The sequence below is a fragment of the Kocuria sp. CPCC 205297 genome, assembly GCF_040981035.1.
Taxonomy (GTDB): domain Bacteria; phylum Actinomycetota; class Actinomycetes; order Actinomycetales; family Micrococcaceae; genus Kocuria; species Kocuria marina.
This window is the reverse complement of record NZ_JAVKPY010000017.1, coordinates 1-20,437: the sequence shown is the minus strand read 5'-3', so window position 1 is coordinate 20,437 and position 20,437 is coordinate 1. Positions and strand designations below refer to the sequence as shown.

The window sequence follows — 20,437 nt, the reverse complement described above, 5'->3', positions numbered from 1 at the left end:
TGCGGTGGAGGCGTTCGCGGATGACGTCACCGGATCCGCAGTGCCCGGATCCGTGACGACCGTAGGGTGGGGGAAATGCCCGTGACCCGGAGGGAACCGTGGACGAGGACCTGCTCGGAGTGATCATGCTGTCGTTCAGCACGGTCCTGGTGTGCGTCGTGACCGTGGTGACCGTCAGGGCAGCGGCCGTCGGCTCGCTCGATCGCAACGGGGCCGTGGGCCTCCGGACCCGGCACACGCGCGCGTCCGACGCCGCGTGGTCCGCGGGTCACGCCGCGGCCCTTCCGAGGGTGCGGTGGTCCGTTCCCGTGGCCGTGTGTGCCGTGGTGGCGGCGATCGTGTTGCTCGTTCTGGGGCGGCCCGAATGGGGCATCGTCGCCGGGCTGGTGGGTGTACTGCTGCAGGGCGCGGTGCTGGTGTCCGCCGTGGGGCCGGCCAACCGTGCCGCTCGGCGGGCCGCGCAAAAGTCGGCTCCAGAACCCCGCGCCTGAGACTGGGGCGCATCAGCGGCGTCGTCGACGGCGCGGCGGGCGTAGGGGGGCACGACGGGGCGCTCGCGGGGGGGCCTTCGCCGGAATGGAGAGCGGCCGGTGCGGGTGGCCAGGTTGCGGGTCAGTGACTCGCTTCGAGCTCCACGAGCAGGACACCGGCGGCGGCCCAGATCCCGTAGCTGACCCCCAGGGGCATCCCCGCGGCGCAGCACCAGGGTGAGACACATGAAGGCCCCGGCGTACCCCAGCACCACCACGGCGTACAGGGCGGGTTGTCCCAGGGCCGCCTTGATGCTGAGCGTCGCGGTGACCTCCGGGAGGACGGCCCCGGCCAGGAAGAGCCAGGCCATGACGTTGCCCTGCCTCATCACACCCGGTCCCGGCGGTTGCGAACACCGGCGACGGCGCGGTCGGGCGCTGTGGCGCTACTCGGGCAGGAGATCAACGCCGGTGAGCCTATAGCGGCGGCACCCGGAGCCACGCCGTGTGACCGAAGTCGGGCGGCGGCTGCCGTTGACCGCGCGGGGCGCGCGAGCGTCGTCGTCGTCCCTCGAACCGACGGGAGCGAGCCCGTGGACAATTGACCCCGGCGGCCTAGAGTGGTGACACAGCTTACATGGTAAGGCGACTTCCACATACGCTACGAAGGAGTAAACATGAAGGTTTTCGCGCACACGGAGCCGGGTGGAGCAGCCCAGGAACTCGAGGTGGAACAGCCCGAACTGGAAGGCTCCGCGGTCATGATCCGCGTGACCAACTCGGGGGTCTGCCACTCGGACGTGCACTGCCAGGACGGGTACTTCGACCTCGGCAGCGCCGGGCGCTACGAACTGACCGCGGCGGGCGCGCAGTACCCCGTGGTGCTCGGGCACGAGATCGTGGGTGAAGTCGTGGCCGCGGGACCGGACGCCACGGTGACGCCCGGGGACACCAAGTACATCGTGTTCCCGTGGATCGGTTGCGGCGAGTGCCAGGCCTGTTCGGAGGACCGCGAGAACTACTGCAGCGGGAAGAAGCGCAACCTCTCGGTGCAGCGCCGCGGCGGCTACGCAGAGGAGGTCCACGTGCCGGACGAGCGCTACCTGGTGCCGCTGGGCGACATCGACCCGTCCTTCGGCGCCACGCTCGCCTGCTCCGGCCTGACCTCCTACTCAGCGGTCAAGAAGATCATGCCGCTGCCCGCGGATAAGCCCGTGGCCGTGATCGGCGCGGGCGGTGTAGGGCTGATGACCATTGCGGTGCTCAAGGCCCTGGGTCACGAGAACATCGTGGCCGTGGACATGAGCGAGGCCGCGCTGAAGAACGCCCAGGCGGTGGGCGCGTCCGCCACGGTGGCCGTGGGCGGCGAGGACCTCGTGGGCGACATCGTCCGGGTCGGCGGGGAGAAGATTGCCGCGGCCATCGACCTCGTCAACAACGGGGACACCTCCAACGCCGCGCTCTTCGCCATGGCCAACGGCGGGACCCTGGTCAGCGTGGGCCTGTTCGGGGGCCAGTACCAGTTCCCCACCGCGCTCACCGCGTTCAACCTGCTGAACATCCGCGGCAATTTCGTGGGCAGTCTTCCCGAACTCAAGGAGCTCGTGGCGCTCGCCCAGGACACGGATCTGCCCAAGCCGCCCATCACGGAGCTCCCGCTCACCGCACAGGAGGTCAACTCCGCGCTGGACGGCCTGCGCAACCGCACGTTCAACGGCCGCGCGGTGCTCGTAGCGGGCTGATCCGCACCGGGCCCCGTGCCCACCGTGCACGACGACGCCGTCGCCACCCCGATCTCTGCGGGCGGCGACGGCGTTCGCGCACCCGGACGAGGAACGGACACTCGCGCCCGCCCCGGGCGGGCGGCACCGAGGGGACGGACCACGCCGCGCCCGGCCCCGCGGCGTCGTCGTCCGGGGCGCGTCAGAGCAGGCCGGAAGTAAGGCGGCAGACGTTCTCCACGAACTTGCGCCCCAGCGAGCGTTTCTCCCAGGCGTCCAGGTCCAAGAGGGTGGAGTTGGCGCGGAACTGCCCCACGACGTCCTCCATCCGGGTGCGGAACGACTCGTCCACGATCAGGACGGAGACCTCAAGGTCCAGCGCGAAGGAACGCTCGTCCATGTTGGAGGAACCGATCACGGAGACGATGTCGTCCACGAGCACGAACTTGGCGTGCAGCACGGTGGGGGAGCTGTAGCGGTAGATCTCCACCCCGGCGCGCGCGAGTTCGGAGTAGTACGAGTTCTGGGCGTGCTGCGCGAGGAACTGGTCCGAGGTCTCACCCACGAACAACTGCACCCGTACGCCCGCCTGGGCCTCCGTGGTGATGGCGTGGAGCAGGGACTCGTCCGGGACGAAGTACGGGCTGGAGATCACTACGCGGTGATTGGCGTTGTAGATCAGGTGGTTGAACAGGCGCAGGTTGTTCTCGGTCTCGAACCCGGGCCCGGACGGCACCACCTGGGCGTACATGGGCTCGGCCGTGTGCTCGAGCGCGGCGGGGGTCTCGTCCAGCAGGAGGTCGTCGGTTTCCGAGTACCAGTCCGAGACGAACACCGCGTTCAACTCGGTGACTACGGATCCCGTGCCCCGGACCATGAGGTCCTTCCACTCGAGGCCCTTCCGCAGGTTCTTCTTCTTGTTGTAGGAGCGGTGGATGATGTTCTGTGAGCCCGTGTAGGCTACCTGGCCGTCCACCACCAGGATCTTGCGGTGGTTGCGCAGGTCCGGGCGCTGCCACTCACCGCGCCACGGGCGGATGGGAAGCATGCGCCGCCACGGCACCCCGGAACGGTTGAACTGGCGGACCAGTTCCGCGTACCCCGGGTAACCCAGGGACCCCACGTGGTCGATCAGGATCCGCACGCGCACACCTCGTTCGTGGGCGCGGATCAGGGCATTGAGCAGCTCTCGGGAGACCTGGTCCACGGCCACGATGTAGAACTCGAAGTGCACGTAGTCCGTGGCGCGGTCCACGTCCCGGGCCATCCGGGCCATGGAATCGTGGTTATCGGTGAGGATCTCGAAGTCGTTACCGCCCACCATGGGCAGGGCACCCAGGTTCTGGTTCAGCTCCGCGGTGGTGCGCACCCATTCCGGGTACTCGGCGAGCTCGGGCCCCAGCGGGAGGCGCTCGGGGGTGTTCTCCTGGATCACGTGGTTCATCCGGGCCTGCTTGGCCATGCGTTTACGCGGTAACCGGGTGGAACCGATCACCACGAACAACAGGAGCCCCGCGTACGGCATCAGGAAGATGGCGAGCAACCACGCGAGCGCCACGGACGGACGGCGCTGATGGGGGATCCAGCCCAGGGCCAGGATCTTCAGGAGCAGGTCCAGGACCGCCAGGATGATGAGGATCCACTCCGGCAGGGTGTCCGCGGGGAGCAGGTCGAAGGGTATCCAGGGGTACATCCGTGACCGTTCGTCAGGGGCGCCGCAGGTAGTAGGTGTCCTCCGAGCCCTCGGAGGGTCGTTTCACGAACCCGCAGCGCACGAGCACCCGGCGTGCCGGTTCGTGGTCGGCCGGGACGGAGCCGTGCACCGCACGGATCCCGGGGTCCTCGAATGCGCGGTCCACGAGCGCGCGCAAGGCCTCGGTGGCCAGCCCCTGGTTCTGGTGCTCCGGGACGATGGCCCCCTTGATCTCCAGTTCGTGGTCCATGGCGGGTCCCGCGAACCCCGCGGCGCCGATGATCTGCCCCGAGCTGAGCCGGATCACGGCGAGCAGGGCGCAGTCGCTCTCCGTGAAGAAGTGCTCACCGGCCTCGATCGCCTCCCGGGCCCAGTCCTCGTTCTCGGGGGTGGGGAAACCCGGCGCGAACTGGGGCAGTCGTGAGCCCCCGGCCACGACCTCGAGTTCATCCGGTGTGAACGCGCGCAGCTCCAACCGCTGCGTGCGCAACGGCTGCGGCGGAACCGGCCGCGGCATGTCGTCCAACATGGCTCCCTCCGAGGGTTCTCGTGCTGTGGTCCCGGCCCGTCAGCCGAAGTGACGGGGCAGGGTTGATGCGTGGGCGGTCTTCAGCTCGTCCAGCGCCACCGTGAACTCGCCCTGGAAGTCCAGGGCCCCGGCCTCGGTGTCCACCACGCCGATCCGCGCGAACGGGTAGCGGCGCACGGTGCACATGTCCTGGAAGCGCACCTCCTCCGAGCGCGGCACGGCCACGACGGCGCGGCCCTGCGTCTCGGAGAACAACAGCGTGAACAGGTCCACGCCGTCCCGCTCGGCGACCTCACCGAGGCCGATCCGGGCGCCCACGCCGAAGCGCAACGCCATCTCGGCGAGCGTGGCCCCGAGGCCGCCCTCCGCGACGTCGTGCGCGGCGTCGATCATGCCGTCCCGGGACATGTTGATGAGCATGTCACCCAGGACGCGCTCGCGGGCCAGGTCCACGCGCGGGGGCAACCCACCCAGGTGGCCGCGCACACGCGCCCACTCGGAGCCGTCCAGCTCGTCCGCGGTCTCGCCGAGCAGGTAGATCGCCTGGCCATCCTCACTCCAGCCCGAGGGCGTGCGGCGCGTGACGTCGTCGAACACGCCCATCATGGCGATCACCGGGGTGGGGTTAATGGCCACGCCGCCGGTCTGGTTGTAGAGGGAGACGTTACCGCCGGTCACGGGCACACCCACGGTCTGGCACCCGTCCGAGAGGCCGCGCACGGCCTCCGCGAACTGCCACATGATGTCCGGGTCCTCGGGGGAACCGAAGTTCAGGCAGTCGGACACGGCCACGGGGCGCGCGCCCGCGGTGGCCACGTTGCGGTACGCCTGGGCGAGCGCCAACTGGGCGCCCTGGTACGGGTCCAGGCGGGTGTAGCGACCGTTCGAGTCCGTGGAAAGGGCCACGCCCAGGTTGGTGCGCTCGTCCACGCGGATCACGCCGGCGTCATCCGGCATGGCCATGGCGGTGTTGCCCTGAACGTAGCGGTCGTACTGGTCGGTGACCCAGTCCTTGGAACACAGGTTCGGGGAGGCCATCAGTTCCACGAGCGCAGGGCCGAGCTCCGCGCCGGACGGGCGGGCGGCGTCCTCCGGGGAGCCCGTGAAGTGGGCTGCCTGCAGTGCGTCCTGGGATTCGGGGCGCACGTAGGGGCGTTCGTACACGGGACCGTCGTGGGCCACGGTGCGGGGATCCACGTCCACGATGACCTCACCCTGGTAGTCGATGACCAGGCGGCCGGTGTCCGTGACCTCGCCGATCCACGAGTACTCCACGTCCCACTTGGCCATCACGGCCTCGAAGCCCGCGACCTTCTCGGGGGTGACCACGGCCATCATGCGTTCCTGCGACTCGGACATCAGGATCTCGCCCGGGGTCAGGGACGGATCGCGCAGCAGGACCTCGGTGAGGTCCACGCGCATGCCGCCGTCACCGTTGGACGCGAGCTCGGACGTGGCACACGAGATGCCCGCCGCACCGAGGTCCTGGATGCCCTCCACGAGCGAGCCCTTGAACAGTTCCAGGCAGCACTCGATGAGCACCTTCTCCGCGAATGGGTCACCCACCTGCACCGCGGGGCGTTTGGAGGGCTTGGAGTCGTCGAAGGACTCGGACGCGAGCACCGAGGCGCCGCCGATCCCGTCCCCGCCGGTGCGCGCGCCGAAGAGCACCACCTTGTTGCCCGTCCCGGACGCGTTCGCCAAGCGGATGTCCTCGTGGCGCATCACACCCACGGCGAGCGCGTTGACCAGGGGGTTGCCCTGGTAGCACGGGTCGAACTCCACCTCTCCGCCGATGTTCGGCAACCCCAGCGAATTGCCGTAGCCGCCCACGCCGGCCACGATCCCGTGCACCACGCGCTGGGTGTCCGGGTGGTCGATCGCGCCGAAACGCAACGGGTCCATCACGGCCACCGGGCGGGCACCCATGGAGATGATGTCTCGCACGATCCCGCCCACGCCCGTGGCCGCACCCTGATAGGGCTCCACGTAGGACGGGTGGTTATGGGACTCGATCTTGAAGGTCACGGCCCAACCGTCCCCGATGTCCGTGACGCCGGCGTTCTCACCGATGCCCACCATGAGGTTCTTGCGCATCTCGTCCGTGACCTTGTCCCCGAACTGGCGCAGGTGCACCTTGGAGGACTTGTACGAGCAGTGTTCAGACCACATCACGGAGTACATGGCCAGTTCCGCCGCGGTGGGGCGGCGGCCCAGGATCTCCTTGATGCGCTCGAACTCGGTCTCGTTCAGCCCCAGTTCCGCCCAGGGCAGCTCGGTGTCCGGGGTGGAGGCGGCGTGCTCCACGGTGTCCAGGTTGAAGTGGGTTTCGCTCATGACGACTACTAGATCCCTTTGCGAACGATGGGGCGTGCGGTGCCGGGCGGGCGCTCACGCGGAGGCATGGTGTGGGCCGGGTGTGGTTCCCCGAACTGGCCCGATGACGAACGGACGGGACGCCGCGGTCCTCGCTGCGGGCGAGCGCGGCGTGGACGGGTCAGCGCAACAGGTGTCCCAGGGCGGAGACGAAGACGTCCAGCCCGTCTGTTCCCTGGCGCATCTGGACCGGACCGGAGCCGGAAAGATCGGCGCCGAAGCCCGGTTCCACGGCGTGCTCGGGGTGGGGCATGAGTCCCACCACGTTGCCCCGCGCGTTGGTGATCCCGGCGATGTCGTTGCGGGAACCGTTGGGGTTGCCGCCCGCGTAGCGGAAGACCACCCGGTGCTCGGCCTCTAACTCGTCCAGGGTGCGCTGATCCGCGACGTACTGCCCGTCCTGGTTCTTCAGCGGCACCACGATGGTCTGGCCCTGCTCGAATCGCCCGGTCCACGCGGTGTCCGTGTTCTCCACGCGCAGCGCCTGGTCCCGGCAGATGAACTTGAGCTGTTCGTTCTTGATCATGGACCCCGGCAGCAGGTGGGCCTCGGTGAGCACCTGAAAACCGTTGCAGATCCCCAGCACCGGCATGCCCTCCCGGGCATTGGCAGCGTCCACGATCCTGTCCATGAGGGGGGCGAAGCGGGCGATCGCACCGGCGCGCAGGTAGTCCCCGTAGGAGAAGCCACCGGGCAGGATCACGGCGTCCACACCGTCGAGGTCCTTGTCTGCGTACCACAGCTGCACCGCGGTGCCGCCGGCGATCTCGACGGCGCGAGCGGCGTCGCGGTCGTCGAGCGTGCCCGGGAAGGTCACGACACCCACCCGCACGTCCGCGAATCGAGAATCGGTGGCGGGTTCGGAGAGGTCCGCCACGAGGGGCGTCTGCTCGGCCGTGAGGTTCTGGGCCACGCTCAGTCCTCCTCGGGGGCCACGGAGACGTTCACGACGTCCTCGATCACCGGGTTGGACAGTAGCTTCTCCGCGGCTTCGCGGGCCTGGGCGAGCACCTGCTCGTCCGCTTCGCCCTCGACCGTGAGTTCGAACCGGCGGCCCTGGCGCAGCTCCGTGAAACCGCTGAGCCCGATCCGGGGCAACTCATTCGCGATCGCCTTGCCCTGCGGGTCAAGGATTTCCGGTTTGGGCATGACGTCAACGACGATACGGGCCATTTCCACTACTCCTGCGCTTACGGGCCAATCCTCGCCCATCCTATCGGCCCGCGGGTGGGCCGCGGGCAGACGGCAGAGCTGCCGTGCGCGGCCCGCAGGGGATGTTTCCGGACACGGGCGTCCCCTACGATGGAAAGTGTGCTGAGCGTCGGCCCGCCCGGGAGCCCTCCCGGTCACCGGGTCGGCGAAGCGCGAGAGCTCGCCCGGACCCGCTCCACCAGAGAGGACACTGTCATGGGATTCCCTGAACAACAGCAAGAGGCCCCCGGACTGCAGGCCGAGATGAACCCCGTCCCCGATTGCGGTGAGGACAGCTACCGCGGATCGGGCAAGCTCGAGGGCAAGGCCGCGGTCGTCACCGGTGGTGACTCCGGGATCGGCCGAGCGGTGGCTATCGCCTACGCCCGCGAGGGCGCGGACGTGCTGATCACCTACCTGCCCGAGGAGGAACGAGACGCCCGCGACGTCGCCCGATACATCGAGGAGGCGGGACGCAAGGCCGTCCTGGTCCCCGGGGACCTGTCCGAAGCGGCGCACTGCCGTGCCGTGATCGCGAAGGCCGTGGAGGAGTTCGGCAAGGTGGACGTGCTCGTGAGCAACGCCGCCTACCAGATGACGCGCGAGAGCCTCGAGGAGATCCCCGACGAGGAGTGGGAGCACACCTTCAAGCTCAACGTGGGGGCGTACTTCCACCTGGCCAAGGCGGCCGTGCCGCACATGGCGCCGGGATCGGCGATCATCGGCAGTTCGTCGGTCAATTCGGACATGCCGGTCCCCACCCTGGCGCCGTACGCGGCGACCAAGGCGGCGATCGCCAACTTCTCGGCCAGTCTCGCGCAGTTGCTCGGGGAGCGCGGGATCCGCGTCAATAGCGTGGCCCCCGGGCCCGTCTGGACACCGTTGATCCCTTCGACCATCCCCGCGGAGCAGCTCGAGAGCTTCGGGGACGCGGAGCCCCTCGGGCGCGCCGGCCAGCCCGCAGAACTGGCCCCGGTGTACGTGTTGCTCGCGTCCGACGACGGCAGTTACGTCTCCGGGGCGAGGATCGCCGTCACCGGCGGCAGCCCGATCCTGTGACCCGGCCGCGCTGACGTCAGCGAGTCCTCCGGATGGCGGGTCGTGCCGTTCCCGCGGCGCGATCCGCCGTCCTCCCGTCCCGCCCCACGAGAGAAACGAGCCCCGTGAACGCAACCCCCGACCGCGCCGAGCCCCTGAACAAGGTGTCCCGGCGCCGGGACGGCTACGTGGACCTGCGTTCCTACGCAGCCCTGGGTAACGGGCGCACCGTGGCGCTGGTGGCCCAGGACGGATCCGTGGACTGGTACCCCATCCCGGACCTGGACTCCGCGCCGCCGTTCGCCAAGCTGCTCGACGCCGAGCACGGCGGGTGCATCGAGCTGCGCCCGGAGGAGGAGTTCGAGGTCACCCGGGAGTACGTCCCCGGGACCAACATCCTGACCACCACGTTCTCCACGGCCTCGGGGACCGTGCGGGTCACCGATTCCCTCAACATGGGGTCCACGGGGCAATTGCCGTGGAACGAACTGGTCCGCTCGGTGGACGGTGTGACCGGGAACGTGGCCATGGTGTGGCGGGTGGCCCCGGGCACCATGTTCAACACCGTCTCCCCGTGGGTCGAGATGATCGCGGGGGAGCCCGTGCTGCGCACGAACCGGGTGGGCATGGGGGTCCGCACCGACGACGCGGGGGAACCGCAGGTGGGGACCCGGCAGATCTCCGGGCGGTTCACCACGCGCCCCGAGTCCGAGCATCTGCTCGCGGTGGTCGCCACGCACGGTGAGCCCTTGCGCCTGCCCTCGCCCCGTGAGATCCGCAAGAACCTGGCCATGACCCGGGACACGTGGCGCCGATGGCGTGATCTGCTCGACTACGACGGTCCCTACCGCGCGGAGGTCGAACGCAGCGCCCTCGCGCTCAAACTGCTCAGCCACAGCCCGTCGGGGTCCGTGGCGGCCGCGGCGACCACGTCCCTTCCCGAGAACAGGGAGGGCACCAAGAACTTCGATTACCGCTTCGCGTGGATCCGTGACGCCACCTACACCCTGCACTCGCTGTTGCGACTGGGGGAGCAGGAGGACGTGCACGCGCAGGTGTCCACGATCCTGCGCCGAGCCCGGGCACAGACCCCCGACCTGCGCGTCCTCAACCGCTTCGACGGCGAGGTCCCCGCCTCCGAGATGACCGAGTACGACGCCCCCGGGTGGCGAGGGATCGGCCCCGTGGTCTCGGGCAACGATGCCGCGGACCAGTTGCAGTTGGGCGTGTACGGGGACGTCTTCGACATCGCGCACCTCTACGTGGGCGGCGGCAACGTGCTGGACACCGCCACCGCCCGAATGCTCGCCGACCTCGCGGACGCGGTGTGCGACCTGTGGCGCCGCCCCGACTCCGGGATGTGGGAACTGCCTGAGCACCGGCACTACACGAGCTCCAAGCTGGGGTGCTGGCACGGCCTGGACCGGGCCGTGAAACTGGCGGAGGCCGGTCACATCCCCGGGTGCGTGGACCGGTGGCGCTCGGAACGGGAACGGATCCGGGAGTGGATCGAGACCGAGGGCTGGAGCGAGGAACGGGGCGCGTACGTCTGGTACCCGGGAACCGACGAGCTGGACGTGTCCGTGTTGCTGCACGCGATGACCGGGTTCGATCGTGGTCCCCGCATGTCCTCGACCATCGACGCCGTTCGGGAGGAGCTGGGCCGCGGTCCGCTCATGTACCGCTACAGCGGCATGGAGAAGGAGGAGGGAGCGTTCGTGGCGTGCTCGTTCTGGACCGTAGCGGCGCTGGCCACGGTGGGCCGTCGCGAGGAGGCCGTGGACCTCATGGACGAGATGCTCCCTCTCGCCAATGACGTGGGGTTGTTCACCGAGATGATCGACCCCGAGGACAACTCGTTCCTGGGCAACTTCCCGCAGGCTCTCAGCCACCTGGCCCTGCTCAACGCCGCCGTGGCACTTGAGCAGGCGGCGCTCGAGTAGGATGCGCTGCAGCAGGGGACGACGAACGCCGAGGTCCGCTCAGTCGAAGCGCGCCACCACCCAGCCGTCCACCACATCCACGGCGGCCGCGGGGAGGTCCTTGGCCGGGTCGTGCGGCAGCTGCCGACCGGCGGCCATGGCCAGTCGCGAGCCCAGGAACCGGCCGTCCGGGCCGAACACCCAGTAGTGGTTGGGACACTCGAAGCTCTCGGCGCGCCCCGCGGCCTCCCGGCACACCGTGGCCTGCTGGTGTGGGCACGTGTTGGACAGCACGTGCAGCGTCCCGCCGGCATCCCGGGTCACGAGCACCGGGCCCGCGCTCGAGCGGGCGGTCACGAAGTCGAGGGGTTCCGCCACCGCGGAGACCACGGTGATCCGTTCCCATCCGTGGGCGGTTTCCCCGGGCCTCATGAACGGTCTCCGCGGGTCCGAGCGGTTCGGCCCTGCATGACGACGCCGCTCGCGCCGTTCCGTCCGACTGCTCCGGTCCGCGCCATAGCGCCGATGTGCCCGCCCGCTCCGGACTGCCTCGTCGCGCCATCATGCCCGGCCGCGCGGACGGGCACCGCGGCGTCGTCCGAACGGCGTGGCCGGGGCGCGGAGCCGGCGGAATCGAGCGGCGCGGACGCGGCGTCGTCGACCCCGTCCAGGAGCCGCTCGACGGCCGCCGCCAAGCGCTCTCGCAGCCGATTACCCCGCTGCGCGAAGGCGCGCTGGCGCCGGACGTACTCGGCCTTGCCCTCGGGCGTCTCGATCCGCACGGGCTCGTACCCCCATTCCGTGAGGTCGTAGGGGGAGGCCTCCATGTCGGTCACCCGCACGTCCCACGCGAGGTCGAAGCAGTCCGCGAGCAGGTCCGAATCCACCGCGGGCAACAACTTGTAGGCCCACTTGTACAGGTCCATGCTCGCGTGCAGGCACCCCGGCTGTTCCATGCGGCGCTGTGACTCGCGCGTGGGCTGCAGCTCGTTGCGTTCCACGGCCTGGGGCTGGAAGAAACGGAACGCGTCGAAGTGCGAGCAGCGGATCCGGTGGGCCTCCACCACGTCGTCCGTCCCGGACGCCCCCAACCGCAACGGCGCGTCCTCGTGGCGCACACCGTTGCTCTGCGCGCGGTAGGCCATGGCCCACTCATGCAGCCCGAAGCAATCGAACGTCCCGCTCCTGGCCAAGGTGTTCGCGAGGATCTCGCGGGTGAACCGCACCGCGGTGCCCCGCTCGGCCACGAATTCCTCCACCGCGACGACGACGCCGCTCACGCCCTCCCCCACGCCCGCCGCCTCGAGCTCCGCGGTCGTCGCGGGACGGTAGTGCTTCCAGCCCTCGCGCTCCGAGGCCTCCAAGAGGATGATGCCGGGCCCAGGGTGCCACCGCGTGAACTGGGCCGGGGACAGCGTGTAGTACGTGAACAGGAAGTCCTCCACGGGATGCTTTTCCCCGCGGGATCGCCGGTCCAGGAACGGCCGGGTGTGGGGCGCCACCCGCTCCGCGTGCGAGTGCGCCCGGCGTGACCACTCCTCCCGGGTCAGCGCCTCATGCACTCTCGGCGTCCTGGGTGTTGTCGATCAACCGCTGCATTCCGCGGTTCAGCAACCGGACCTGTTGAGGGGACAACCGCAACCGGCGCATCATCTCCGGTTGCACGGCCTGCGCCCCGTCCTGCAGACGCGCGCCCTCCTCCGTGAGAGTCACGGCAAGGGCCCGCTCGTTGTGCGGATCGCGTTCCCGCGTGAGGTAACCGCGGGCCTCCAAGCGTTTGAGCAGGGGCGAGAGCGTTGCCGAATCTTGCATGAGCTGCTCGCCCAGGTCCTTCACCGTGCGCGGGTTGGCATCCCACAGCGCGAGCATCACGAGGTACTGGGGCAGCGTCAGTCCCAGGGGCTCCAGCACGGGGCGGTAGCTGTGCGCGACCCTGCGTGACGCCACGGACAACGAGAAGCACAGCTGGTCCGCCAGGGACAGCGGATCCTCGACGGCGGATTCGTCCGAACCACCCAGGAAGTCGATGATCTCGGCGAGCCGGGGATCCTCGGACGGGTCCGAATCAGAACTCATGGATGAAGCCGGGGTCAGCGTCCCGTACCCCCGTACACCGTGGCGGTCTCGTCCGAGTCCAGACCGAACGCCGTGTGCACGGCCCGGACGGCCTCGTCGAGCTTGGCGATGGACGTGATGATCGAGATCCGGACCTCGGACGTGGAGATCATGTCCACGTTGATGTCGCTCTCCGCGAGCGCCTCGAAGAACGTGAACGCCACGCCGGTGTTGGTCTTCATACCGGCGCCCACGAGGGAGAGCTTGCCCACCTCGTCGTCGTAGTCCAGGCTCGCATAGCCGATCTTCTCTTCGGCGGCACGCAGCAGGTTCATGGCCAGGTCACCCTGGGACTCGGCCAGGGTGAAGGACACATCGGTGAGCGGGTTCTCGCCGGTGGAGACGTTCTGGACGATCATGTCCACGTCCACCTTGGAGTCGGCCAGCAACCGGAAGATCCGCGCGGCGATCCCGGGGCGGTCGGGGACCCCCACGATGGTGATCTTGGCCTGGCTGCGATCATGAGCGATACCGGCGATCAGCGGCTGTTCCAAGGGGATCTCCTTCTGCGGCGTGAGGTTCTCGTGCGGGCTGGGGATGACCATGGTGCCCTCGTTGTGACTGAAAGACGAACGGACGTGTAACGGCACGTTGAAGCGGCGGGCGTACTCCACGCAGCGCAGGTGCAGGATCTTGGCGCCGTTGGCGGCGAGCTCGAGCATCTCCTCGGAGGAGACCCGGTCCAGTTTCTGGGCGGTGGGGACGATGCGGGGGTCCGCGGTGTAGACGCCGTCCACGTCCGAGTAGATCTCACACACGTCCGCGTCCAGGGCGGCGGCGAGCGCCACGGCGGTGGTGTCCGAACCGCCGCGGCCCAGCGTGGTGATGTCCCTGGAGGAGCGGTTGACGCCCTGGAACCCGGCAATGATCGCGACGTTGCCGTGGTCGAGCGCCTCACGCACTCGGAGGGGGCTGACCTCCACGAGCTTGGCCGCACCGTGGGCGCCGTCCGTGATCATTCCGGCCTGGGATCCGGTGAAGGACTGCGCGGGAACGCCGAGGTCGGAGATGGCCATGGCCAACAGGGCCATGGAGATGCGTTCCCCGGAGGTCAACAGCATGTCCAACTCGCGAGCCGGTGGTTTGCGGGCCACCTCACCGGCGAGGTCCAGGAGGTCGTCCGTGGTGTCACCCATCGCGGAGACGACCACGACCACCTGGTGGCCGGCGTTCCTGGTCTCGGCTACTCGCCGGGCGACCCGGCGGACACCGTCGGCATCGGCGACCGATGAACCGCCGAACTTCTGGACAATGAGGCTCATACATTCCTCTCACAGGCAGGCACCCGGCCCGAACGCACGGGCGGTCTCGCGGGATCAGTGATCCATGCTATCCGCTCACCCGCAGCCGCACGGAGTCGAGCGAGCATTCGTGGACACAAAGAGGGACGCGAATGTTACGGGCCTCAGCGGGCCTCGGAGACCACCGTGCGTCCCTCGAAGGCCCTGCCCAGCGTGACTTCGTCGGCGTATTCGAGGTCACCGCCCACAGGCAGCCCCGAGGCCAGCCGGGTGACCCGGATACCCAGCGTTTTCAACATCCTGGTGAGGTACGTGGAGGTGGCCTCGCCCTCCAGGTTGGGGTCCATGGCCAGCACGATCTCCTGAACTGTCTCGTCCGACAACCGGGTCATCAGCTCGCGGATGCGCAGCTGATCCGGTCCCACACCCTGCAGCGGCGAGATCGCGCCGCCCAGCACGTGGTACATCCCCCGGTAGCTGCGGGTGCGTTCGATGGCCATGACGTCCTTGGACTCCTCGACCACGCAGATCACGCTGCGGTCCCGGCGGGCGTCCCGGCAGATCGCACACTCCTCCTGCTCTGTGACGTTGCCGCAGATCACGCAGAACGACACCGAGGTCTTCACCGTGGTGATGGCCTCCACGAGCTGTTGGACCTCGTCCTTGTCCGCGTCCAACAGGTGGAAGGCGATGCGCTGCGCGGACTTGGGGCCGATACCCGGCAACCTCCCCAGCTCATCGATGAGGTCCTGGACCGGTCCTTCGTACACCGTGCTCCTTCATTGTCGTGTTCGTGATCAGCGGGGCGATGGGCCCGGTCACTGATCCGTTCCGTGGGCGTGCTCGTCGATGAGCATGCCGCCCAGGATGCGCTCGATGGCCGCCCGCCCGTACAGGGACGAGTCCTCGAGGGATTCGTCGTCCGCGCCCGGGACGAAGTTCTCGTCCTCCATGCCGGGGCTGCGCGAGGTCGGGGGCGCGATGTCGGTGGAGCGCCGTTCCGCTGCGGCAATCGCTTCCGCGTGGCGCTCTCGCCAGCTCGGGCGGTTCCCACCGGGGCGGGTGTGGCCGTTCTCGCGAGGGACGACGCCGCCGGGGCGGGTGTTCCCGCGCCCGTCGTGGTCGGGACCGGGGCCCGCCGGGTTGTCGCCGCCGGGGCCGTTCCCGCCCTGGGCCCTACGATCCCTCGCGGGCGACGGCGCTCGGGGCACGGGTTCGTCGTACATGTCCGCCGGGGGGTCATCCTCCGGTGGGGGCGGCGGTTCCTCCGGGCTCCAGTACTCCGGGCCGCGATCTCGCGGCTGCGGGGCACGGAAGGAAGGAGCACCGGATGCGGGGTCCTCGGGCACGGAGCCGTCGCGCACGGAACCATCCCGCATGGAACCGTCACGCATGGACAGATCGGGCCCGCCGGAAGCGGCCCCGGAATCGTGGGACTCGAACGCCGCGGAGTCATCGGAAGCGGGAACATCAGACCCGGGGCCATCCGACGCGGGGGCACCAGGGGTCCACGAGGTCGCGCCGACGTCCGCGGAGTCACTGGCACTGCCCAAGCCCTCACGAGACGGAACCGAGGTGGAATCGCCGGTGCCAGCGCGGTCGTCCGCCGGGGAATCCGTCGCTCGGTGGGCATCGTCCCTGGAGGAGTCGCCCACGGAGCTATCGGACGTGTCCGGATTCTGGTCCGAATCATCACGCGTGGGCGCCGCATCGGCGGTTTTCGACGTGGAATCCCCGCCGCTCGGTGCGGCGAAACCCGGTTGGGGAATGGAGGCTACGGACCACGAGGTGACGGGTTCGTCGTCGTCCGGGGCGGATGCGGGCGCTGAGTGCGACGAGGAAGCGGGCACGGAGGACCGGTCAGTGCCGGGCGTGGAACGAGAGGCGGAATCGGGCATGGACCGCGACTCGCGTTCCGGTGTCGGTTCACGGTCGGGCGCGGGAGGATTGCCCCGACGACGATTGACCCCGAAGCCCTCCGGCTCGCGGAAATAGTCCGGTTGGTCGGAGGATCCGGCCCGGCTCGAGGCGTTCAGCCTGGTGTCCCGCCCGGTGGGTCCGTCGCCGCGAGATGCACCGGTGTCTCGCCGTGAGCCGGATCCGTACTGTTGGCCGTGCTCCGAGGAGGAATCGTCGCGTTGATAACTCCGGTCCTGCTGCGATCCGCGATCCTGTCGGGATCCCTGAGCATTCTGGGGCCCGCCGCCCCGGGGCGCGGGGCGATCTCCCCGGTAACCCTGTCCACCGCCGGCGTCCCGCCCGGGACCGGGCCCGGTGCCACGGCCCGCGTTCGACGGCGGACCACCCGCACCCGGGGTGTCCTGCAGGCCGCGCGTGTCACCGGGGCGCACTGCTTCCACTGCACAATCCAGCCCCACCACGCTCTGGATGGCATTACGGACGTCCGCCTCGAAGCGGGGGAAGTTCAGGAGGTCGCCGTCGTTCTCGAACGCGATCCGTAGAGTGCGGTTCTCGAACGAGATGGGCGTTCCTCGCACGGTGATGGCCCAGGCCACGCGGCGGATCTCCGCGAGCGCGGACACGATCTCGGGCCACGAGGAACGCAGCAGTTCCAGTTCACCGCTGGTGACATCGCTCGGGGCGGCCTGCTCCTCGGACGCCTGCGGGGCTTGCGGCTGGTGGTCATCGTGTGGCGCGACGTCACGGCGAGGCTCGCCCTGCGCGTACTGGCGGGATGCGTCGTCGTCAGGCCGCTGGGACCCGTACTGGTTCGGCGTCTCCCGTTGTTGCATGCGTGCCGGGACCCCGGCTCCCGCGTCCTGTGCCGCGGGGGAGCGGGTGTCGGTCGTGCCGTCCGCGGGCGGGTGCTGGGCGTCGGGGCCGCGGTCGCCTTCCGGAACGGGGTCCGCAGCGGCGGGGTGGCTGCTGCCCTCGGGCTGTTCGGACTCGTCCTGCGGGTCCGTGGGTTCCTGGACGTCCGGGGTCTCCTCCGCGGGGCGACCCGTTGCGGAACCGTCCGCGCCGTCCACGGCAGACCCGTCCGGGCGCACGGGCTGCGACGGGGCAACGGAGTCCGTTGCGGCGTCGTCGAGCGCGGGGGGCATCGGGGAAGGTACCCCGGCGGATTCCGGTGCGGGGGCGTCGTGCGACGCGGGTGCCGGCGCGGCGGTGCCGGATTGTTCCGGAGATGTGGGCTCCTGGCTTCCGCGTGCGGTCGGTTCCACCGCGGGGGACGACGACGCGGCGTCGTGCGCCGTCGTACGAATTCCGGTGCCCCGAGGAATGCTCAGGCGGCGTTCCAAACGGTCCACCCGGGACGTGATGCCGCGCGTTGTGTGGTCCGCCGAGGGCAGTAGGATGCGGGCGCACAGCAGTTCCAGGTGCAACTGCGGGGAGGTGGCCCCGGTCATCTCGTTGAGGGCCTCGTTGGTGATGTCCGCGGAGCGGGAGAGCTCGGCCGCGCCCAGCTGGGTGGCCTGGTTCCGCAACCGGTTGATCTGGTCCGTGGGCATCCCGTGCAGGATGTTCGCGGCGGAATCGGGGACCGCGTTGACCACCACCAGGTCGCGGAAGCGCTCGAGCAGGTCCTCCACGAAACGGCGGGGGTCCTGCCCGGTTTGGATGACGCGGTCCACGGACGCGAAGACCGTGGCGGCGTCGCCGGCGGCGAAGGCGTCCACGACGTCGTCGAGCAGGGCCGCGTGCGTGTAGCCCAGCAGGGCGACCGCGAGATCGTAGGTGATGCCGCCGTCGTCGGAGCCGGCCATGAGCTGATCCAGGACGGAGAGCGAATCACGCACCGAGCCGCCGCCGGCGCGCACCACGAGGGACAGGACGCCCGGTTCGGTGGTGACGCCCTCCTCCTGGCACAGCTGCTCGAGGTAGCGCATGAGTGGTTCCGGGGGAACGAGGCGGAAGGGGTAGTGGTGCGTGCGGGAGCGGATGGTGGTGAGCACCTTGGAGGGCTCGGTGGTGGCGAAGATGAACTTCACGTGCTCCGGCGGTTCCTCCACGATCTTCAGCAGGGCGTTGAAGCCCTCCCGCGTGACCATGTGGGCCTCGTCGATGATGAAGATCTTGTAGCGGTCCCGGACGGGGGCGAACGTGGCGCGTTCCCGCAGGTCACGGGCATGATCCACGCCGCCGTGGGAGGCCGCGTCCATCTCGATGACGTCCAGTGAGCCGGCACCGTCCCGGGCCAGATCCTGGCAGGACTCGCAGTGACCGCACGGTGTGGCCGTGGGCCCTTCCGCGCAGTTGAGGCAGCGGGCCAGGATGCGCGCGGACGTGGTCTTACCGCAGCCGCGCGGGCCGGAGAAGAGATAGGCGTGATTGACCCTGTTCTTGCGCAGCGCGGTCATCAGGGGCTCGGTCACGTGTTCCTGACCGATGACATCCTGAAAGGTCTCCGGGCGATAGCGACGGTACAGGGCGGTAGTCACGTATGAAACCTTAGCCGGGGACTCGGACGCGCACAGCGCACTCGCGGAGGTGGGGAGCCGGGTACGAAAAGACCCCCCGTGCACCCGCCAGAGCCCATATACCCTTGCTACCTTCCGGTCCTGGGGGAGTTTTACGAGATGGCGCCACACGAGGGGCTGCCCCATACTTTAGCTCAAGCCGGCGAGGAGTTCGAACCGAGCGGTGCCGTCGAGGATCGTGCGATGAAGTGGGCCCGATGCAGTTCGTGGCCGGCGGTGACCGGTTCCCCGGCTAACTGGCGGGTCAACTGGCGTCAGAACAGTTGCGCGGCGCGGGTGCGTTGACGACGTCGCTCGGCGTGGCATTTCCGGGCGGCTACCTTCCCGATTCGCGCCCGCCCGCCCAGTTCCGTTATGCTGATGGCCGCACGTTGCCCACGGATGTGATGCACGTGCGTGCCTGGAGGATTCGCCTAGCGGCCTATGGCGCACGCCTGGAACGCGTGTTGGGTTAACGCCCTCGGGGGTTCAAATCCCCCATCCTCCGCGATTGGCCCGTCTGCCGCGTGTTTACGCGGGAGGCGGGCCATCCTCATGCCATCGACACGCCGCGAGTAGGGTGACATGGACCACCCCCCGACGAAGATGACCGTCGCTCAACCGATGATCTGTCGGACGCGCCCTCTCCGCGCAGCAAATTCGCCAACCGAAAGCGCAAGCAGCGTGTGCGCGGCTACGGTGAGGGCACTGTCTATGAGTTCGAACGCCAACTTCCGTCGGGCGCGATCTGGCGCGGCTACCGGGCGAAGCGCAGTATCAAGCATGGTGAGCGCTCGATTCGGGTGGTTGGGCAGGGCAAGACTCGTCAAGAGGCCGGGACTGCTGCACGGATAGGTGACAGGTTGTAGTCACGCCGCCAGTTCGACGGCCGTGTTCATGGTGGTCTCGAACTCGATGGGCGTCAAACGCCCGAGCCGGGATTGGCGTCGGCGGCGGTGGTAGGTCCGTTCGATCCAGGTGATGATTGCGATCCTCAGCTGTTCGCGGGTGGTCCAGGAGCGGCGGTCGAGGACGTTCTTCTGCAGCAGAGCGAAGAAGCTCTCCATGGCTGCGTTATCGCCGCTGGAGCCGACTCTGCCCATCGATCCGACCATGCGATGACGGGTCAGCGCACGCAGGAACTTCCGACTGCGAAATTGACTACCTCTATCGCTATGCACCACGCAGCCGGCGACGTCGCCGCGCATCGCGACGGCGTTCTCGAGGGCCTGAACGGCCAGCCGGGACTTCATCCTCGAATCGATCGAGTAGCCCACAATGCGGCCGCTGAACACGTCTTTGATCGCGCAGAGGTAGAGCTTGCCTTCGGCGGTCTTGTGTTCCGTGATGTCGGTCAGCCACAGTTCATTCGGCGCGTCCGCCGCGAACACGTGACGGGTGCGTCCGGACTCGTCCGTGACCGCGCAAAGATCGTCGTGGACGGGAGGGCCGGGGCGGCGGCCCTTGCCGCGCTTGGGTTTGCCGGCCCTTCCCAAATGAGTGTGGGTAAGGGCCCAAGCGGGGTGCGTGTCACGGGGGTCGGGTAGGGGTCGAGGCCTCCAGGATGGGGGTGCTGAATCCAACCGTCCTCGAAGGCCTCGATGTGTCCCATGCTATGTGCGCGCCGGCGTGCGCGCTCTTCGACCTGCCCGATGTCCACGTGCTCACGATCGAGCGGCACCGCTCCTCGTTCACCCTGGTGGTCGAGACCGTGCCGTCA

Annotated in this window: 14 protein-coding genes, 1 tRNA gene, 1 other RNA gene and 2 pseudogenes; 5 read left to right on the top strand and 13 right to left on the bottom strand. The window is 69.0% G+C overall.

The window, feature by feature from the left end:
- Nucleotides 1-98 precede the first annotated feature (98 nt).
- Together RF650_RS12815 and RF650_RS12810 are read left to right on the top strand one after the other, a co-directional pair.
- Entirely contained in the window at nucleotides 99-491 is a 393-nt protein-coding gene (locus RF650_RS12815) for an SdpI family protein (RefSeq protein ID WP_368815111.1), read from the top strand.
- Between the two features lie 656 nt (nucleotides 492-1,147).
- A complete protein-coding gene (locus tag RF650_RS12810) occupies nucleotides 1,148-2,212 on the top strand; it encodes an alcohol dehydrogenase (RefSeq protein WP_368815110.1) in 1,065 nt (354 codons plus the stop codon).
- Between the two features lie 181 nt (nucleotides 2,213-2,393).
- Here RF650_RS12810 and cls read toward each other — a convergent pair whose 3' ends face one another.
- From cls to purS, 5 genes are all read right to left on the bottom strand, one after another.
- The gene (gene cls, locus RF650_RS12805; RefSeq protein ID WP_131332229.1) at nucleotides 2,394-3,884 is read right to left on the bottom strand and encodes a cardiolipin synthase; all 1,491 of its coding nucleotides are present in this window, start codon (nucleotides 3,882-3,884) and stop codon (nucleotides 2,394-2,396) included.
- A 13-nt stretch (nucleotides 3,885-3,897) separates the two neighbouring features.
- Nucleotides 3,898-4,413: a GNAT family N-acetyltransferase gene (locus RF650_RS12800; protein WP_131332230.1), complete on the bottom strand. Its 516-nt coding sequence runs from the start codon at nucleotides 4,411-4,413 to the stop codon at nucleotides 3,898-3,900.
- A gap of 39 nt (nucleotides 4,414-4,452) precedes the next feature.
- Nucleotides 4,453-6,750 (bottom strand): phosphoribosylformylglycinamidine synthase subunit PurL, encoded by a 2,298-nt coding sequence (gene purL / locus RF650_RS12795; protein WP_368815109.1) that lies wholly within the window; start codon nucleotides 6,748-6,750, stop codon nucleotides 4,453-4,455.
- Between the two features lie 160 nt (nucleotides 6,751-6,910).
- Nucleotides 6,911-7,702: a phosphoribosylformylglycinamidine synthase subunit PurQ gene (gene purQ / locus RF650_RS12790; RefSeq protein ID WP_368815108.1), complete on the bottom strand. Its 792-nt coding sequence runs from the start codon at nucleotides 7,700-7,702 to the stop codon at nucleotides 6,911-6,913.
- A 2-nt stretch (nucleotides 7,703-7,704) separates the two neighbouring features.
- Nucleotides 7,705-7,962 carry a phosphoribosylformylglycinamidine synthase subunit PurS gene (gene purS, locus RF650_RS12785; RefSeq protein ID WP_368815107.1) on the bottom strand — a complete coding sequence of 86 codons (258 nt, stop codon included), beginning with the start codon at nucleotides 7,960-7,962 and terminating at the stop codon, nucleotides 7,705-7,707.
- A gap of 234 nt (nucleotides 7,963-8,196) precedes the next feature.
- Between purS and RF650_RS12780 the strand changes: the two genes are divergently transcribed.
- The gene (locus RF650_RS12780; protein WP_131332232.1) at nucleotides 8,197-9,039 is read left to right on the top strand and encodes an SDR family oxidoreductase; all 843 of its coding nucleotides are present in this window, start codon (nucleotides 8,197-8,199) and stop codon (nucleotides 9,037-9,039) included.
- A 104-nt stretch (nucleotides 9,040-9,143) separates the two neighbouring features.
- Entirely contained in the window at nucleotides 9,144-10,961 is a 1,818-nt protein-coding gene (locus tag RF650_RS12775) for a glycoside hydrolase family 15 protein (protein WP_368815106.1), read from the top strand.
- Between the two features lie 39 nt (nucleotides 10,962-11,000).
- On the opposite strand, the gene RF650_RS12770 is transcribed toward RF650_RS12775, so the two are convergent.
- The 7 genes and pseudogenes from RF650_RS12770 to ffs all read right to left on the bottom strand — a co-directional run bounded on the left by RF650_RS12770 (nucleotide 11,001) and on the right by ffs (nucleotide 18,860).
- Nucleotides 11,001-11,372, bottom strand: a complete 372-nt coding sequence (locus RF650_RS12770) for a Rieske 2Fe-2S domain-containing protein (RefSeq protein ID WP_239317588.1) — start codon at nucleotides 11,370-11,372, stop codon at nucleotides 11,001-11,003.
- A gap of 233 nt (nucleotides 11,373-11,605) precedes the next feature.
- A pseudogene (locus RF650_RS12765) lies at nucleotides 11,606-12,502 on the bottom strand (3-methyladenine DNA glycosylase); the annotation flags it as partial.
- Nucleotides 12,495-13,016 carry a MarR family winged helix-turn-helix transcriptional regulator gene (locus RF650_RS12760; protein WP_082943329.1) on the bottom strand — a complete coding sequence of 174 codons (522 nt, stop codon included), beginning with the start codon at nucleotides 13,014-13,016 and terminating at the stop codon, nucleotides 12,495-12,497. The pseudogene RF650_RS12765 and the gene RF650_RS12760, both read right to left, overlap by 8 nt.
- A 14-nt stretch (nucleotides 13,017-13,030) precedes the next feature.
- Nucleotides 13,031-14,317, bottom strand: a complete 1,287-nt coding sequence (locus tag RF650_RS12755; protein ID WP_131332235.1) for an aspartate kinase — start codon at nucleotides 14,315-14,317, stop codon at nucleotides 13,031-13,033.
- Between the two features lie 143 nt (nucleotides 14,318-14,460).
- Complete coding sequence (recR, locus tag RF650_RS12750; RefSeq protein WP_368815105.1) at nucleotides 14,461-15,066, bottom strand: recombination mediator RecR; 606 nt, start codon at nucleotides 15,064-15,066, stop codon at nucleotides 14,461-14,463.
- Between the two features lie 48 nt (nucleotides 15,067-15,114).
- Complete coding sequence (locus RF650_RS12745) at nucleotides 15,115-18,699, bottom strand: DNA polymerase III subunit gamma and tau (RefSeq protein WP_368815104.1); 3,585 nt, start codon at nucleotides 18,697-18,699, stop codon at nucleotides 15,115-15,117.
- A 64-nt stretch (nucleotides 18,700-18,763) separates the two neighbouring features.
- An RNA gene (ffs, locus tag RF650_RS12740) (signal recognition particle sRNA small type) lies at nucleotides 18,764-18,860 on the bottom strand.
- A 280-nt stretch (nucleotides 18,861-19,140) separates the two neighbouring features.
- Here ffs and RF650_RS12735 point away from each other — a divergent pair.
- Nucleotides 19,141-19,225: transfer RNA gene (locus RF650_RS12735), tRNA-Ser, on the top strand.
- Between the two features lie 361 nt (nucleotides 19,226-19,586).
- Here the strand turns inward: RF650_RS12735 and RF650_RS12730 are convergent.
- Nucleotides 19,587-20,192, bottom strand: a pseudogene (locus RF650_RS12730) (IS3 family transposase); the annotation flags it as partial.
- Nucleotides 20,193-20,437: the final 245 nt, after the last annotated feature.